Raw genomic sequence first — 15,591 nt, 5'->3', positions numbered from 1 at the left:
TGCCGCGCCCGAACGGGCGCGGCGAGAGGGTTTAGAGCGTGGACAGGAACGTGCTGTTGTTGGCCTGCCATTCGATGATGTCGACACGGATACGTTTCTTGTCGAGTTTGCCGACACTGGTCTTGGGAATTTCAGTAACAACGGCGATCTGGCTCGGGATCGCCCACTTGCTCAAATGGCCCAGCTCGACAAAAGGCTTGAGGTGTTCCTTGAGCTCTCGCGCATCGATCACATGCCCTTCACGCACCACCAACAAGGCGAAGGGCCGCTCGCCCCATTGCGGGTCGGCAATGCCCACCACCGCCACTTCCCGTACCGCCGGGTGGCGGCTGACCAGATCTTCGAGTGCCAGGGAAGAGATCCATTCGCCGCCGGTCTTGATCACATCCTTGATGCGGTCGCGGATATCAATCACACCGAAGGCATCCAGCGTGGCCACATCACCGGTGTGCAGCCAGCCACCGGCCCATAGCTCGGCGCCCTTGTGCGGCTCGTTGTAGTAACCCTCGGTCAGCCACGGCGCGCGCAGCACCAGTTCGCCCTGGGTTTCGCCATCGGCGGGTAGGAAACGACCGTCGGTGTCCATGATTGCCGCCTCGACCAACGGGCCCGGCACACCGGCCTTGATGCGGTAGGTGGTGCGCTCATCTTCGCTGCCGGCCATCAGCTCATCATTGAGGTGAGCGCAGGACACCAGCGGCCCGGTCTCGGACATGCCATACGCAGCGGTCAGCTGAATGCCACGAGCCTTGGCAGCTTCATACAGCGAACGGTTGAGGGCGCTGCCGCCGATGACGATTTTCCAGCCGCCGAAATCCACGTTCTGCGCAGCCTTGGCGTTGAGCACCATTTGCAGAATGGTCGGCACACAGTGGGAGAACGTCACCTTCTCCTTGCGCCACAGTTCCACCAGGTATTCGGGGTCGTAGCGGCCGGGGTACACCTGTTTGAGCCCGAGCATGGTCGCCACATACGGCAAGCCCCAGGCGTGTACGTGGAACATCGGCGTGATCGGCATATACACATCGTTGGTGCCCAGCAGGCGCACACTGTCGACGCTGCCCATGATGGTCGCCACGCCAATGGTGTGCAGCACCAGTTGCCGGTGGGTGAAGTACACGCCCTTGGGGTTACCGGTGGTGCCGGTGGTGTAGAAGGTGGTGGCGACCGAGTTTTCGTCGAAATCCTCGAAGTCATAGATGGGGCTGGCCGCGGCCAGCAGGGTTTCATACTCACCCACCAGGTTGGGTAGCTCGGCGGTGAGGGTGTCACCATCGGTAATCAACAAGGTCTTGTCGACGGTGGTGAGCTGCCCGGCAATGGCCTGGTAGAGCCCCACGAACTCACTGTTGACCAGCACAAAGCGGTCTTCGGCGTGGTTCATGGTGTACAGAATCTGTTCTGGCGACAGGCGCACGTTGATGGTGTGAATCACCGCGCCGATCATCGGGATGGCGAACATACACTCTAGGTAACGGTGGCTGTCCCAGTCCATCACCGCCACAGTATCACCAGCCTTGACCCCGGCTTCGGTCAGCACATTGGCCAGGCGCGCAACGCGCTCGATCAGCGTCGGGTAGCTGTAGCGCAGCTTGTCGCGGTAGATAATTTCCCGGGTCTTCTCGTAGCGAGTCCCGGACATCAACAGGCGCTTGATCAACAGCGGGTACTGGTACGCACCTTCGGCGGGCGGGATAACACGGGTCTGCAACATAAGAATCCCTTTAATAACTGCACGGTCTTGGCTTGAAGACCTGCACTGTAGAGCGCTTATGTTTCAGCCAAATCAGCCAAAGGAATGATTTGCAGGGACCAGCAAATGCTAGCGTTACGCCATTACCGAGGACCTAATGAGACCCAATGTGGGAGCGGGCTTGCTCGCGAATGCGGAGTGTCAGCCAGTATATCTTTGACTGAACCACCGCATTCGCGAGCAAGCCCGCTCCCACATTTGGACTGTGCTGACTTGAGAAAAGTGATTATTTCATGCTGGTAAAGGCCAGCTTCACCCCGATGGCAATCAACACCGCGCCCATGGTCCGATCAAACCAATGACCCATCTTTGCAAACCCGGCGCGCACGCGCTGCTGGCTGAACAACATGGCCACCAGGCAAAACCACAGGGCCGTGGCCACCGCCAGGTACACACCGTAACCAGCCTGTACCGCCAGCGGCGTGTGGGGGTTGATCACCACGGTGAACAGCGACAGGAAGAACAGCGTGGCCTTGGGGTTCAAGCCATTGGTCACAAAGCCTGCGGTAAACGCGCCGCGTGGGGTGCGCTCGCCCGCTTCACGGTGCAACTCGCCCTCGGCTGCAGGCTTGGCCGGCTGAGCGCGCAGGGCCTTGAAGCCGATGTACAGCAGGTACGCGGCTGCGGCCCACTTCAACGCATTGAACAGCACAATAGACTGGGACACGATCAAGCCGATACCCAGCAACGAGTAACCCACATGCAGGAAAATCGCCGAACCGACACCCAAGGCCGTCCAGGTTCCGGCACGGCGGCCGTGGGTCACGCTTTCACGCACCACCACGGCGAAATCCGGGCCGGGGCTCGCCACTGCCAACAAGTGAATCAAGGCTACGGTCAAAAACTCGGCGACGTACATGCTCACTCCATTAAGTAACTGATTATTTCATCTGATAGGCTCGGCAGATTACGCCTTCGAACCTCGTCGCAAAAGGTACAGTTGATCATGAACAATCGCCGCGCCGTCTTCCTCGACCACCCTTCCCTGGACTTGGGCGACCTCGACCTCAGCGGTTTGCATGACTGCTTCAGCCAGCTTCAGTTGTTTGAACAGACCACGCCAGAAAATGTGCTGGAGCGCTTGCAGGGCGCCCAAGTCGCCATCAGCAATAAAATCCCGCTCACGGCGCAAACCCTGGCCGCCTGCCCCGAGCTCAAACTGATCCTGGTGTCGGCCACTGGCACCAACAATATCGACCTTGAAGCGGCCCGCGCCCACGGCATCACCGTGAGCAACTGCCAGGGCTATGGCACGCCGTCGGTGGCACAACATACGATCATGCTGCTGCTCAACCTCGCCACGCGCTTGAAGGACTATCAACAGGATGTGGCCGCTGGCAAATGGCAGCAGGCCAAACAGTTTTGCCTGCTGGACCATCCGATCGTCGAACTGGAAGGCAAAACCCTCGGCCTGCTCGGCCACGGTGAATTGGGCAGTGCCGTGGCACGCCTGGCTGAAGCGTTCGGCATGCGCGTGGTGCTCGGCGCGATACCTGGGCGCCCTGCCCGCGCCGACCGTGTGCCGCTGGACGAATTGCTGCCCCAGGTCGATGCGCTGACCCTGCATTGCCCACTCAATGAACACACCCGCGACTTTATCGGCGCTCGTGAACTGGCGCTGCTCAAGCCCGGCGCGTTTATCGTCAACACCGCACGCGGTGGCTTGATCAATGAACAGGCCCTGGCCGACGCGCTGCGCAGTGGTCATCTTGGCGGCGCGGCGACTGACGTGTTGAGTGTCGAGCCGCCAGTCACTGGTAATCCGCTGCTGGCGGGAAACATTCCACGCTTGATCGTCACGCCCCACAACGCCTGGGGCAGTCGCGAAGCGCGGCAGCGCATCGTCGGCCAGCTCACGGAAAACGCCCAGGGCTTTTTCAACGGCACCCCGCTGCGCGTCGTCAGTTGATAAACTGCGCCCCTTTTCAAGGAGCAGACTATGGATCCGCGCAGTGAAGTACTGCTTCGCCAGGCCGAACTTTTTCAAGGCAACCTGCTGCTCGTAGGTTTGCCTGCCGACGATTTGCTTGGGCGCCTGCCCAATGCCCACGGCTGGTGCTGGCATGCCGGTGACCAGGCGGCGCTCGATGCGCGCTTCGCCGAACGCAGCCAGTTTGGCGTGACGGTGCCCGAGCGCGCCTTTGATGCGGCGGTGATTTTCCTGCCCAAGTCCAAAGACCTCACCGACTACCTGCTCAACGCCGTGGCCGCGCGCCTGCCTGGCGCTGAGCTGTTTCTGGTGGGCGAGAAAAAGGGGGGTATCGAAAGCGCCGCCAAACAGATGGTTCCGTTCGGCAAACCGCGCAAGCTCGATAGTGCACGGCATTGCCAGCTGTGGCAGGTCACCGTCGCCAACGCGCCGCACGCCGTGGAGCTTGAGAGCCTGGCACAGGTCTTCGACGTACCGCTGGCCGAAGGCCCGCTGAAGGTGGTGAGCTTGCCAGGGGTGTTCAGCCATGGTCGCCTGGACCGCGGCACCGAGTTGTTGCTGGAGCACTTGGACAAGCTGCCCAGCGGCAACCTGCTCGATTTCGGTTGCGGCGCCGGGGTGTTGGGGGCTGCGGTCAAACGCCGCTACCCGCATAACACCGTGACGATGCTGGATGTGGATGCCTTCGCCGCCGCCAGCAGTCGCCTGACGCTGGCAGCGAACGGCCTGGAAGCTGATGTGTTGACCGGTGACGGCATCGACGCCGCGCCCATGGGTTTGAACGCGATTTTGAGCAATCCGCCGTTCCATGTCGGCGTGCACACCGATTATTTCGCCACGGAGAATCTGCTGCGAAAAGCGGCGAAACACCTGGCAAAAGGTGGCGAACTTCGCTTGGTCGCCAATAGTTTCCTGAAGTACCAGCCACTGATCGAAGAGCATTTGGGCATCTGCGCAATCAAGGCCGAAGGCAATGGTTTTCGCATTTACCGCGCCAAGCGTCCCTGACGGAGGTTTGAAAAAGAACGCTTGCCGAATGGGTTTTGCCTAGGCAGAATCCGCAGCGTCCTAGGGGAGTAGTCTCCCACGAGCGCCATGCTCGTCCGGCATACGTCAACATACTTGGTCAGCAGACCATGGCGTATGCGACCCAGGAGTCCGCACAGACGGACCGGGGTTTGACAAGACCTATGACACGCACACCTTACCCGGGGCGGGAAGGCTGTACGTGTCATAGCCGTGTCGACCCGCCCCTGGAAACTACCTGATGCTGGATTCACTACTCGTTCCTACCGCAATCGTTGCCTTGGCCGAAATCGGCGACAAGACGCAACTGCTCGCACTCATCCTTGCTGCGCGCTTTCGCAAGCCCTGGCCGATCATCGCCGGTATCGTCGCCGCGACCCTGGCCAACCATGCGGCGGCCGGTGCCGTGGGCGCCTGGTTCGGGAGTTTCTTCTCGGATGCGGTGCTGCACTGGATCCTCGCCGCGAGCTTCTGCGCCACGGCGCTGTGGACTCTGGTGCCGGACAAACTCGATGATGACGAAGCCAGTACCACCCGTAAGTTCGGGCCCTTCCTGACCACCTTGATTGCATTCTTCCTCGCCGAAATCGGTGACAAGACCCAGATCGCCACGGTGATGCTGGCGGCGCAATACCCGGAACTTTGGCTGGTGATTATCGGTACCACCCTGGGCATGTTGATTGCCAACGTTCCGGTGGTGCTGGCGGGGAATTTTGCCGCGGAGAAGCTGCCGCTGACCTTGATTCGTCGCTTGGCGGCTACGGCGTTCTTCGTGCTGGCGATTATTGCGGTGTACAAGGCCATGCAGAGCAGCGGCTGGCTGTAAACCGATCAGGGCGGGAGGAGCGGGCTTGCCCGCGATAGCGGCGTATCAGTCACTGAATCTGTTGCTGAACGGGCGTTATCGCAGGCAAGCCAGCTCCCACAGTGGTCCAGAATCAGCGCCTGGCATAGGACCCTGTGGGAGCGGGCTTGCCCGCGAAGGCGAGGTATCAGTCACTGAATGAGTCACTGCAACACCGCATTCGCGAGCGAACTCGCTGCCACAGGGCGTCGATCAGGACTTCTTGGCCTGCTGGTAGAGCGGCATTACCTTCGGAATCGCCGCCTGCAAGGACGCGATGCGGCTGTCGGAAGCCGGGTGCGTGCTCATGAATTCCGGCGGTGCGCCTTCCGAAGCCTTGGCCATCTTGTTCCACAAGGTGATGGCCGCGTTCGGGTTGTAACCAGCGCGGGCGGCCAGTTCCAGGCCGATCAGGTCGGCTTCGTTTTCATTGCTGCGGCTGTTGGGCAAGGTCATGCCGTAGTTGGCCACGGTATCGGCCAGTGCCAGGCTGTCCTGGCCGAGACCGAATATTGCCCCGGCGCCCTGCTTGGCCATCTGGATACCGTAAGCCTTGGACATGGCTTCTCGGCCGTGCTCACGCAAGGCGTGGGCGATTTCATGGCCCATCACGGCGGCCAGTTCGTCATCGGTGAGCTTGAGGTTGTCGATCAAGCCGCTGTACACCAGGATCTTGCCGCCAGGCCCGCAGTTGGCGTTCATCTCATCGCTTTTGATCAGGTTCACATCCCAGTTCCACTGGGCCGCATCCGCGCGGAAAGTCGGAGCCTGGGCGATCAGGCGCTTGGCAATGGCCTGCACGCGCTTGGCGTTGGCGCTGGTCTTGTCCAACACCCCTTTGCTGCTGGCTTCACCCAGGGTCTGCTGATAAGACTGGGCATACATCTGGTCGACTTCCTGGCTCGACAGCATGCTGAACATGTACTGCTTGCGCTCCACCCCAACGGCGCCGCCGCTGGTGGTATTGACCGACTGACAACCCGCCAGCAGCATCGCTGCAACCAAACCGCTTACCACCAATGACTTCTTCATGAACACGCTCCCTGAAAACATGGCGCGTATCGTAGGCGGTCATTGGTATCTGCGCCAGATACACCAGACGTTTAACCGCTGAATTTCAGATACATCCGAACGCGACCGGACTGGCAAAGCTCACGCCGGGGTCAGGCACTCGGGCCCATTGAGCTTCGGATCGTTGACCATATTGGCCAGCACCCGCTCGCGCAGCACGGCAGGCTCAGCCGCCAGCAGGCTCTGCAATACATGCAGCGGTGTCTCGGGGTCGAGCCAGGCGGCCTGCGCTGCCGCGTCCAGGATCAATGGCCGGCGCTGACTTTGCGCCGCTTGGGTAACCACCGCCGTACTCAGCCATACCTGCTCCTGCACCGGATACGCTTCCCACACTGCGGCAAAGAACAACGTGGAGCCCTCCCCCGGCGTGAGCCAATACGGGCGCTTGCGCTGGGTGCCGCGCCATTCGTAGAAACCGTTGGCCGGCAGCAGGCAGCGGCGCTGGCGGAACGCTTCACGGAACATCGGTTGTTCGGCCAGGGTTTCGGCGCGGGCATGGGCTGGGGTACGCGACAGGTCTGTCAGCCAAGGCGGCGTAAGGCCCCAACGGGCACGCGCCAGGGTGAGCTGGCCTTCGCTCAGGCGCTGGATCAGTACCGAATCATTGGGGGAAATGTTCCACTGGGCCTGCTGATCCGCGGGGAAGCCGGGCAAGGCAGCAAAGGCAGGGTTCCAGCGAAACAGGGCATAACGTCCACACATGGGGCAACACGACTCTTGGGGTAAACCGACCGACAGCCTAACAGACCAATACGTCGGGGAAGCTGTCGGGTTCGTCGCCGGGCAACGGTTGCGCGCCGATATAGGCAGTGATCAGCTCGCGGGCAACAGCCGCCTGATCGTTATCGACCTCCAGCCCCAGCAAGCCGAAGATCGGCAACTCGCCCGTGCCGCCGAGCAGGTGGCGCCCCACCAGATGCGCCTCGATGCCTTCACTGGCAAGCATCTGCTGCAGCAACTCGCCCTCCATCAGGTTTTCCGGTTCGTAGACTCGCTGCATGGGCGTACCTTTTTATTCGTTCCCGCTGCGCATTATTCATTTTCGCTACGGGTTTCAAGCATCCACTCTTCACCATGAACTTGCAGGTCGAATGTGATCGGCCGGCAACACACTTGGCAGTCTTCTATATAGGTCTGGTCACCACCGGACAAATCCACCGTTGTCTCGACCTCTTCGCCACAATAAGGACAATCGTACAGCGCAGTTTCGAGCATCGCAGTCTCCCAGGTGACTTGTGCGTATAATCGCCGGTCTATTTACAGGGCTATTCTTGGCCGGCCCCTTATTCGGACCGCACCCTGACATTTCCTTTTACTTACCCTAGCCGTTTCTAACAAGAGAGCATGATGGGCGAATTCGATACCATCCGACCTTACAACGACAGCGAAGTCCCGGCAGTGCTGGCGCGCCTGTTCAGTGACAAGGCCTTTCTGGACATCCTGACCCACTTCCGCTTCCCGCGCTTTGCAGGCGCCCTGGGCTGGCTGCTCAAGCCAATGATCGCGCGCAAACTGCGCCGTGAGTTCGCTGGCGTCACCACCGTGGCCACGCTGCAGGACAAGGTCGAGTACTACGTTGACCACACCATTGACCGGGCGACCGACGGCGTGACCTATACCGGCGTCGAGCAACTGAAATCCGGCACCGCCTACCTGTTCCTGGCCAACCACCGCGACATCGTGATGGATCCGGCCTTCGTCAACTACGCCGTGTACCACGCCGGCCTGCCGACGCCGCGCATCGCCATCGGCGACAACCTGCTGCAAAAGCCGTTTGTCAGCGACCTGATGCGCTTGAACAAGAGCTTCATCGTGCACCGTTCGATCACCGGGCGAAAGGAGAAGATGGCGGCTTACAACTTGCTGTCGGCCTACATCAACCATTCGATCCGCAACGACTGCCAGTCGATCTGGATTGCCCAGGCTGAAGGCCGGGCCAAGGATGGCGATGACCGTACCGAATCGGCGATCCTCAAGATGTTCCACGTCAGCCGCAAGGACGAGCCATTTGCCGAGGTCATCCAGTCGTTGAACCTGACGCCGGTGTCCATCAGCTACGAGTACGACCCTTGCGATGCCGCCAAAGCCCGCGAGTTGTATATCCGCGCCACCACCGGTACCTACAGCAAGGCACCGGGCGAGGATGATGTGAGCATTGCCCTGGGCATTACCGGCTATAAAGGCCGGGTGCACGTGAACTTTGCGCCGCCGATCACCGAGCGTTTCGAAGACACCAAGCTGCTGGCCGTGGAAATGGACCGGCAGATCCTGGGCGGCTATCGGTTGTTCCCGGTGCACTACCTGGCATATGCGCAGTGGAGTGACGCCGACCCGCAATTGCAGGTGCCCAAGGCGGCGGACGTATTCCCTGCCGATGAGCTGGCCAAGGCCAAGGCGGAATGGGAACGGCGCTTGAACGAGTGCCCGGCGGAGCACCGGCCTTATCTGGTGGTGCAGTATGCGACGCCGGTACGCAACCAATACCGAGTCAAGGCTGGGATCCCTCTATAAACACCCAACCCAAATATGTGAGCCCACAGGGGATATGGGGCAGGCGCTGATTCTGTGGGCAGTACATGGCCAGTGTGGGAGCTGGCTTGCCTGCGATAGCGGTGGGTCAGTTAAAGATTCAGCGGCTGATACACCGCCTTCGCGGGCAAGCCCGCTCCCACATTTGGTTTTGCAGTGGAATTAGAAGTGGGTGCTGAGCCAGGAGATGGCCAGGGCCAGGCCAAGGCAAGCAAAACCGACGCGGTACGCCAGGCGATGCGCCCGTTCGATGCGTGTATCCAGAAACAGCATCGGCTGGTCGATAGCGCGCTCTTCGCTGCGCAGGGCCAGGTCGGCCATCGCACGCTGTGCATGCAGGCGGGTGATGAACAGCACCCAGGCGCCCGAGCAGGCAACCAACAGGGCAACAATATTAATGAGCAGTGCGGGCAGCGCCATCGCAAACCTCGGTGAACCAGTGTTCGGGTATCAGTCCAGATACACACCTGAACGACAGTCGCCTCCTGCGCCTTTAATGCTCCTTCCCCATGGACGGCTAATGTATCCAGTAATTTACGCCGTCACCTGAACGTCACCTTAACAAGCCACTCTGTTGCCCTTCGACGCTTGAGGAGCTTGTCATGTTGCATGCGCAAAACCAGGATCGGCTGTATCTGATCGCCCAGAGCGATGAACAGGAGGCGCTGATCGGCAGCCTCGCGTTCAACGTTCAGGACCGCCATTGGCTGGTGTATTGCGCCCTCGGCGGGCACCAGCATGCCGATCTGCCGGAGCTGGATGTGCTCACCGGCGTGAGCATGCTGGACTTTTATGTCGATACGGCGGCATGACAAAACCACAGGCATAAAAAAACCGGGCTCAGCGATGAGCCCGGTTTTTTTGTGAGCGGCTTATTGCGCGCTGAGCAGTTGACCGATGCTTGGGTCTTTGAACAGGCGGGTCAGGGCATCGCTGAGCACGTCGCTGACCAGCTTGGTGTTGGTTTCCTGGTTGGGCGACATGCCGAAACGCTGGTTGAGCGAGGCGGCGTAGCGACCACTGTAACGGCGGGTGCCGGCACTGACGTCAGACTTGAAGGTGGCGCCGATGGAAGCCTCGGTCACATACAGGCCGTCTTTGGGCGACTGGTATTTAAGCTCGGCCAGGGTCACGGTCAGTTGTGGTACGCCTGGCGAGTTGGTCGGCGTAAAGCCCAACAAACGCACAGCAGCTTCAGCCTGGGCCTGCAACTTGGGCAGCACATCCTGGCCGGTCACCGAAATCAGTGCGGTCTCCGGGTACAGGCCGCCACGCGAGCCCAGGGTCGGCGACGGACGACCGTCGACCACGCGCACCGAGACCGGCTGGCCATGGCCTACCGCAGCCAACGGCGCAGTGACTTTAGGTTGCGGGCTGAGTTGTTGCGGGCTGTTGGCGCAGCCGACAAGGGTCAAACTGGTCACAGTGATCAAACCGAACAACAGGCGTTGCAACATCGCATTTCTCCAGGACTAGGTGCAGACAGGTCGCCAGTATAACGGTGCACGCGCGCCACTCACCAGCGATCCTGAACGACGGCTGAAGCCCCGGTGCAAATTACAAATTCGCATAAATTCGTCACCCCAGTGTCATGCCACACTGGCAACCTTCAAGCATGTAACACACCAGGTACACAGCCATGCGCCTTCTCAAGACCCTGTTCATGTCACACACCCGCCATCGTCACTTTGCCTTGCTCGATGCCAAAGGCCATTGCCAGGCATTCAAGCAGTGCAGCCTGCCGCCCGTCGGTGAAGGCTGGGTGGAAGTGACCGAGACTCACCTGGGCTGGATGCACCGCCCACTGCCGGCCAGCGCCCGGGTCAGCCCGCAGGTTTTTCGCGCACAACATCGGCAAGCGTTGGCCTCCTGACCGGGACCCGAATAAAAGTCATAAAACACGCCCATTTCCTTGGCGTTCTTCGCTACAATCTCCCCCCGATTATAAGGACGTCTCCTGATCGGGCCCCGCAGCATCGTTAATGCCCAGGCATTAGCCCCCAAAATCGCCCACAGAGAGCCGCCCACACAGATCGAGTGAAGCTGGCGTGCTTGCTGTTTCCTTTGCAAACCACCCCGTCTTTTATCGAATCTGCCAGAGCTGCCATTGCGCTCGGCCACTTGAGTTGTTTGCCCGTTTTGCCGCGTGTCGGCAGAGGTTTACGGGCCAGGTGCCAGGCTGGGGCAGCCCTTTTTTGAGGTTCACGTCTTCAAAAGAGCGTGAAAAAACGGGTTTTCACAACTTCACAAGAGTGTGGCGAGCAAATGAATAGTTTGGCGTTTGTACAAGCACCATCAGCGTCTGGATCAGCCCAATTACACAGGATCGAGCCTTCCTCAAAAACCGGAGCTTGAGCCTGTCCGCTACGGATTGGTTGCACGAATCGCACGCTTTGACCATAAGTCGAATTGCCACAGGCGCCCATGAATGCGTTCATAGGCAGATTAGCCCGGCAGGAAGCGTGTGCTGAAGTTGCAAAGAATTGCGAAACGGACATGGCGATCCTGGCCATGGGTAACCTGGGGCAACACGTGAATCGCCCCGTCACTCCTGGCAGCCATGCCGTCAATTTGGTGCTGCAGATTTTGGAGACGCGTTAAATGGCGCATAACGAAGCAGTCGACGTAGTACTGGTAGGGGCCGGCATCATGAGTGCCACCCTGGCCGTACTGCTCAAAGAGCTCGACCCCAGCCTCACGCTGGAAGTCGTTGAGCTGATGGACTCGGGTGCCGCGGAGAGTTCCAACCCGTGGAACAACGCCGGCACCGGCCATGCCGGGCTGTGTGAGCTGAACTACACGCCACAGGCCGCCGATGGTTCCATCGACATCAAGAAAGCCGTGCACATCAACACCCAGTTCGAGGTGTCGAAGCAGTTCTGGGCTTACCTGACCAAGAAAGGCACCTTTGGCTCGTCCAAGTCGTTCATCAGCCCGGTGCCGCACCTGAGCTTCGTGCAGGGCGACAAAGGCGTGTCCTTCCTCAAGAAGCGCTTTGAGACCCTCAGCCAGCACCACGCGTTTTCGGACATGCACTACACCGAAGACCGCAGCGAAATGGCCGAGTGGATGCCGTTGATGATGCCGGGCCGCCCGCTCGACGAAAAAATCGCCGCCACCCGCGTGATGAACGGCACCGACGTCAACTTTGGCGCCCTGACCAATCAGCTGCTCAGCCACCTGACCAGTTCGCCAGACGCCCAGGTCAAGTACTGCAAGCGCGTAACCGGCCTCAAGCGCAACGGCGCAGGCTGGACCGTGAGCATCAAGGACGTCAACAGCGGTAACAGCCGCGACGTCGATGCCAAGTTCGTGTTCCTCGGCGCTGGCGGTGCGGCGCTGCCGTTACTGCAGGCTTCGGGCATCGAAGAGAGCAAAGGCTTCGGCGGCTTCCCGGTGAGCGGCCAGTGGCTGCGTTGCGACAACCCGGAAGTGGTCAAGCAGCACCAGGCCAAGGTCTACAGCCAGGCTGCCGTGGGCTCGCCGCCGATGTCCGTGCCGCACCTGGACACCCGCGTGGTGGATGGCAAGAAATCCCTGCTGTTCGGGCCATACGCCGGTTTCACCACCAAGTTCCTCAAGCACGGCTCGTTCCTTGACCTGCCGATGTCGATTCGCGCCGGCAACATCGGCCCAATGCTGGCCGTGGCCCGCGACAACATGGACCTGACCAAGTACCTGGTCAGCGAAGTGCGCCAGTCCATGGAACAGCGCCTGGAATCCCTGCGTCGCTTCTACCCCGAGGCGAAAGCCGAAGACTGGCGCCTGGAAGTGGCCGGCCAGCGCGTGCAGATCATCAAGAAAGACCCGAAGAAAGGCGGCGTGCTGCAGTTCGGCACCGAACTGGTCGCGGCCAAGGACGGTTCGCTTGCGGCACTGCTGGGCGCGTCTCCTGGTGCTTCGGTCACGGTCTCGATCATGCTGGAGCTGATCGAGCGCTGCTTCCCGGAGAAAGCCGCCGGTGAGTGGGCTACCAAGCTGCATGAGATCTTCCCGGCACGCGAGAAAGTGCTGGAGACGGACGCCGAGCTGTATCGCAAGCTCAACACGCAGAACAACATCAGCCTGGAGCTGGTGGAGCAAAGCAACGAGGCTGAAAGCTACGCGTGAGGTCGTGACGCAGAGCGTCACAGAATGCATTCCCACGCAGAGCGTGGGAACGAGCGCGAAACGCCCCGGCCTCTCATGAGGCCGGGGCGTTTTTTTGTGGCTCGGATAATCAGCCGCGGGCGTTGTCGATCAGCTCGATGTATTCGGCGGCGTTGCGCTGGTCTTTGATCAGGTCGACGAAGGTCTGGCCATGCTCGTCCTTGCCGTCCAGGTCCAGGCCTGCTTCTTTGAAAAAGCCCAGGAAACGCTCGAAGTCGTCGATACGCAGGCCGCGATAGGCCTTGATCAGTTTGTGCAGGGACGGCGACGTCGCATCAACCGGCTCGAAGTCCAGGAACAACTTGATCTGGTCGTCACCGATTTCGTCGCCAATCACCTGTTTCTTATCTTTACGCATTACCGACTCCAGCCTGCAGACATTTACACGGGGCTTGAAGTCTACCTGCGCGACGCCGGCTTCGAAAGCGGTGAGAAAGCAATGTGGGACGGGGCTTGCTCAGTCGAACTGGGCAAGCATCCAGCGATGATACTCAGCCATACCTGCCTCGCCTTCACGGGGAGCCCAGTCGGCCAGCTCACCCTCACCCACAGCGCGGTAAGGGCCAGCCTTGCACTCAAACATCACGCTGTCCGGCTCAAGCACTACCAGGCCATGGAACACGCCGGGCGACAGGTCGACGCCCTGGCATTCCCCGCCCGCTTCCAACACACGCTTGCTCAACACTTCCCCCGTCTCGCTGAAAATCAGGATTCCCAGACGCCCTTTGAGCACCAGCAACGTCTCCGCCTTATCGGCACTCAGGTGACGGTGAGGCTGTACATAGGTGCTGGGCTGCAAACCGACGGCCATGCGATGACAAGGCTCTTGCATCTCATGGAAGTTAACGTTTTGACGACCACGGGGATTGGCGGCCGCTTTCTCGGCCAACTCGGCAAACAGCGTCTGATCAAGAAAGCGGGCCATCGATTACATTCCTTTAACGGCGTAGATGCCATTGGCATTACGCCAGTAGCCCTTGTAGTCCATGCCATACCCGAAGATATAACGGTCGACGCACGGCAACCCGACAAAGTCGGCTTTCAGCTCTGGGCGCGCCTTGCGGTCGTGGTCTTTGTCGATCAGCACGGCGGTGTGCACTTTGCGTGCGCCGGCATGTTTGCAGAAATCGATGATAGCGCCCAGGGTGTGACCTTCATCGAGAATGTCATCGATGATCAATACATCGCGGTCGATGAACGACACTTCCGGCTTGGCCTTCCAGAACAAGTCGCCGCCGCTGGTCTCATTGCGATAGCGGGTGGCGTGCAGGTAAGAGGCTTCCAGCGGGAACTGCAGGTGAGTCAGCAATTTACCGGCGAAGATCAGGCCACCGTTCATCACGCAGAAGACCACCGGGTTGGTGTCGGCCATTTCGCGGGTGATGTGCGCGCCAACCTTGGCGATCGCTGCTTCGACTTGCGCTTCGGTGTACAGGCAGTCAGCCTCGTGCATGATTTGACGGATATGCTCGAGATCAGCAGACATGGCGCTCTCCAAGGGGGTGCTGTGGCAAGAAAAGCGGGCGAAGGTACGCTTCTCGTGCGCTCCAATCAAGCCTTTATGGACTAACGTACTTGATGTCTATAGGACAACACCCTCGGATAGATTAATCTAGGCCGGTTTTTTTGCCCGCCGCCGGAGCCTTTCCTATGCCCACTCGCGAGATCCGCCACCCGCTGATCCGACACAAACTCGGCCTTATGCGCCGTGCCGACATTAGCACGAAGAACTTCCGTGAGCTTGCTCAGGAAGTCGGAGCGTTGCTCACTTACGAAGCCACCAAGGATTTGCCCCTGGAAACCTACGAGATCCCCGGTTGGGCTGGTCCCGTACAAGTGGAGAAAATCGCCGGTAAGAAAATTACCGTCGTCCCTATCCTGCGTGCCGGTATCGGTATGCTCGAAGGTGTACTCAGCCTGATCCCGGGCGCCAAGGTCAGCGCCGTGGGCGTAGCCCGCAATGAAGAAACACTGCAGGCCCACACCTACCTGGAAAAACTCGTCCCGGAAATCAACGAACGCCTGGCCATGATCATCGACCCGATGCTCGCCACCGGCAGTTCCATGGTCGCCACCATCGACTTGCTGAAAAAAGCCGGTTGCCGGGACATCCGCGCCATGGTGCTGGTGGCCGCGCCAGAAGGCATCGCCGCCGTCGAGAAGGCCCATCCGGATGTACAGATCTACACCGCATCCATCGATGAGCGCCTGAATGAACACGGCTACATTATCCCGGGCCTGGGCGATGCCGGTGACAAGATCTTCGGCACCAAGCAGAAGGACGCGTGA

The 15,591-nt window shown here is 60.1% G+C and carries 19 protein-coding genes and 1 riboswitch; of the genes, 8 read left to right on the top strand and 11 right to left on the bottom strand.

The window, feature by feature from the left end:
• Positions 1 to 31: 31 nt before the first annotated feature.
• Both JMV15_RS00480 and JMV15_RS00475 read right to left on the bottom strand, forming a co-directional pair.
• Positions 32 to 1,714: a fatty acid--CoA ligase gene (locus JMV15_RS00480; protein ID WP_014716958.1), complete on the bottom strand. Its 1,683-nt coding sequence runs from the start codon at positions 1,712 to 1,714 to the stop codon at positions 32 to 34.
• 265 nt (positions 1,715 to 1,979) lie between these two features.
• Complete coding sequence (locus JMV15_RS00475) at positions 1,980 to 2,612, bottom strand: LysE family translocator (RefSeq protein WP_014716957.1); 633 nt, start codon at positions 2,610 to 2,612, stop codon at positions 1,980 to 1,982.
• Between the two features lie 84 nt (positions 2,613 to 2,696).
• Here JMV15_RS00475 and JMV15_RS00470 point away from each other — a divergent pair, with 84 nt between their 5' ends.
• The 3 genes from JMV15_RS00470 (at position 2,697) to JMV15_RS00460 (ending at position 5,535) form a co-directional block, all read left to right on the top strand.
• On the top strand, positions 2,697 to 3,662 hold the full coding sequence (locus JMV15_RS00470) for a 2-hydroxyacid dehydrogenase (RefSeq protein ID WP_200599257.1): 966 nt from the start codon (positions 2,697 to 2,699) through the stop codon (positions 3,660 to 3,662).
• Positions 3,663 to 3,692: 30 nt separating this feature from the next.
• Positions 3,693 to 4,691 carry a class I SAM-dependent methyltransferase gene (locus JMV15_RS00465; RefSeq protein ID WP_014716955.1) on the top strand — a complete coding sequence of 333 codons (999 nt, stop codon included), beginning with the start codon at positions 3,693 to 3,695 and terminating at the stop codon, positions 4,689 to 4,691.
• 50 nt (positions 4,692 to 4,741) lie between these two features.
• Positions 4,742 to 4,863: riboswitch (yybP-ykoY riboswitch) on the top strand.
• 87 nt (positions 4,864 to 4,950) lie between these two features.
• A complete protein-coding gene (locus JMV15_RS00460; protein WP_014716954.1) occupies positions 4,951 to 5,535 on the top strand; it encodes a TMEM165/GDT1 family protein in 585 nt (194 codons plus the stop codon).
• A gap of 231 nt (positions 5,536 to 5,766) precedes the next feature.
• On the opposite strand, the gene JMV15_RS00455 is transcribed toward JMV15_RS00460, so the two are convergent.
• The 4 genes from JMV15_RS00455 to JMV15_RS00440 form a co-directional block, all read right to left on the bottom strand.
• Positions 5,767 to 6,585 (bottom strand): M48 family metallopeptidase, encoded by an 819-nt coding sequence (locus tag JMV15_RS00455; RefSeq protein ID WP_014716953.1) that lies wholly within the window; start codon positions 6,583 to 6,585, stop codon positions 5,767 to 5,769.
• 120 nt (positions 6,586 to 6,705) lie between these two features.
• Positions 6,706 to 7,326 (bottom strand): SOS response-associated peptidase, encoded by a 621-nt coding sequence (locus JMV15_RS00450; protein ID WP_014716952.1) that lies wholly within the window; start codon positions 7,324 to 7,326, stop codon positions 6,706 to 6,708.
• 37 nt (positions 7,327 to 7,363) lie between these two features.
• Positions 7,364 to 7,624 carry a putative signal transducing protein gene (locus tag JMV15_RS00445; RefSeq protein ID WP_014716951.1) on the bottom strand — a complete coding sequence of 87 codons (261 nt, stop codon included), beginning with the start codon at positions 7,622 to 7,624 and terminating at the stop codon, positions 7,364 to 7,366.
• 32 nt (positions 7,625 to 7,656) lie between these two features.
• Positions 7,657 to 7,839: a CPXCG motif-containing cysteine-rich protein gene (locus JMV15_RS00440; protein WP_014716950.1), complete on the bottom strand. Its 183-nt coding sequence runs from the start codon at positions 7,837 to 7,839 to the stop codon at positions 7,657 to 7,659.
• Between the two features lie 132 nt (positions 7,840 to 7,971).
• Here JMV15_RS00440 and JMV15_RS00435 point away from each other — a divergent pair, with 132 nt between their 5' ends.
• Positions 7,972 to 9,135 carry a 1-acyl-sn-glycerol-3-phosphate acyltransferase gene (locus JMV15_RS00435; protein ID WP_014716949.1) on the top strand — a complete coding sequence of 388 codons (1,164 nt, stop codon included), beginning with the start codon at positions 7,972 to 7,974 and terminating at the stop codon, positions 9,133 to 9,135.
• Positions 9,136 to 9,315: 180 nt separating this feature from the next.
• On the opposite strand, the gene JMV15_RS00430 is transcribed toward JMV15_RS00435, so the two are convergent.
• Positions 9,316 to 9,573, bottom strand: a complete 258-nt coding sequence (locus tag JMV15_RS00430; protein ID WP_201491218.1) for a hypothetical protein — start codon at positions 9,571 to 9,573, stop codon at positions 9,316 to 9,318.
• 182 nt (positions 9,574 to 9,755) lie between these two features.
• Between JMV15_RS00430 and JMV15_RS00425 the strand changes: the two genes are divergently transcribed.
• A complete protein-coding gene (locus JMV15_RS00425; RefSeq protein WP_014716947.1) occupies positions 9,756 to 9,965 on the top strand; it encodes a hypothetical protein in 210 nt (69 codons plus the stop codon).
• A gap of 60 nt (positions 9,966 to 10,025) precedes the next feature.
• Here the strand turns inward: JMV15_RS00425 and JMV15_RS00420 are convergent, their stop codons facing one another.
• Positions 10,026 to 10,610 (bottom strand): YajG family lipoprotein, encoded by a 585-nt coding sequence (locus JMV15_RS00420; protein WP_014716946.1) that lies wholly within the window; start codon positions 10,608 to 10,610, stop codon positions 10,026 to 10,028.
• Positions 10,611 to 10,792: 182 nt separating this feature from the next.
• On the opposite strand from JMV15_RS00420, the gene JMV15_RS00415 reads away from it, so the two are divergent.
• Together JMV15_RS00415 and mqo are read left to right on the top strand one after the other, a co-directional pair.
• A complete protein-coding gene (locus JMV15_RS00415) occupies positions 10,793 to 11,026 on the top strand; it encodes a hypothetical protein (protein ID WP_014716945.1) in 234 nt (77 codons plus the stop codon).
• A 728-nt stretch (positions 11,027 to 11,754) separates the two neighbouring features.
• Positions 11,755 to 13,263 carry a malate dehydrogenase (quinone) gene (gene mqo, locus JMV15_RS00410; protein WP_014716944.1) on the top strand — a complete coding sequence of 503 codons (1,509 nt, stop codon included), beginning with the start codon at positions 11,755 to 11,757 and terminating at the stop codon, positions 13,261 to 13,263.
• 109 nt (positions 13,264 to 13,372) lie between these two features.
• On the opposite strand, the gene JMV15_RS00405 is transcribed toward mqo, so the two are convergent.
• The 3 genes from JMV15_RS00405 to JMV15_RS00395 form a co-directional block, all read right to left on the bottom strand.
• On the bottom strand, positions 13,373 to 13,660 hold the full coding sequence (locus tag JMV15_RS00405) for a PA4642 family protein (RefSeq protein ID WP_003188614.1): 288 nt from the start codon (positions 13,658 to 13,660) through the stop codon (positions 13,373 to 13,375).
• Positions 13,661 to 13,759: 99 nt separating this feature from the next.
• Positions 13,760 to 14,227, bottom strand: coding sequence for a WbuC family cupin fold metalloprotein (locus tag JMV15_RS00400; RefSeq protein WP_014716943.1), 468 nt, complete (start codon positions 14,225 to 14,227; stop codon positions 13,760 to 13,762).
• Positions 14,228 to 14,230: 3 nt separating this feature from the next.
• Entirely contained in the window at positions 14,231 to 14,788 is a 558-nt protein-coding gene (locus JMV15_RS00395) for a hypoxanthine-guanine phosphoribosyltransferase (RefSeq protein ID WP_003188610.1), read from the bottom strand.
• A 164-nt stretch (positions 14,789 to 14,952) separates the two neighbouring features.
• Here JMV15_RS00395 and upp point away from each other — a divergent pair, with 164 nt between their 5' ends.
• Positions 14,953 to 15,591 (top strand): uracil phosphoribosyltransferase, encoded by a 639-nt coding sequence (gene upp, locus JMV15_RS00390; RefSeq protein ID WP_003188608.1) that lies wholly within the window; start codon positions 14,953 to 14,955, stop codon positions 15,589 to 15,591.

Source organism: Pseudomonas paracarnis (genome assembly GCF_904063055.1).
In the GTDB taxonomy this organism is placed as follows: domain Bacteria; phylum Pseudomonadota; class Gammaproteobacteria; order Pseudomonadales; family Pseudomonadaceae; genus Aquipseudomonas; species Aquipseudomonas paracarnis.
Note: the sequence above shows the minus strand (reverse complement) of the source record. Positions and strands in the feature narration are given on the sequence as shown.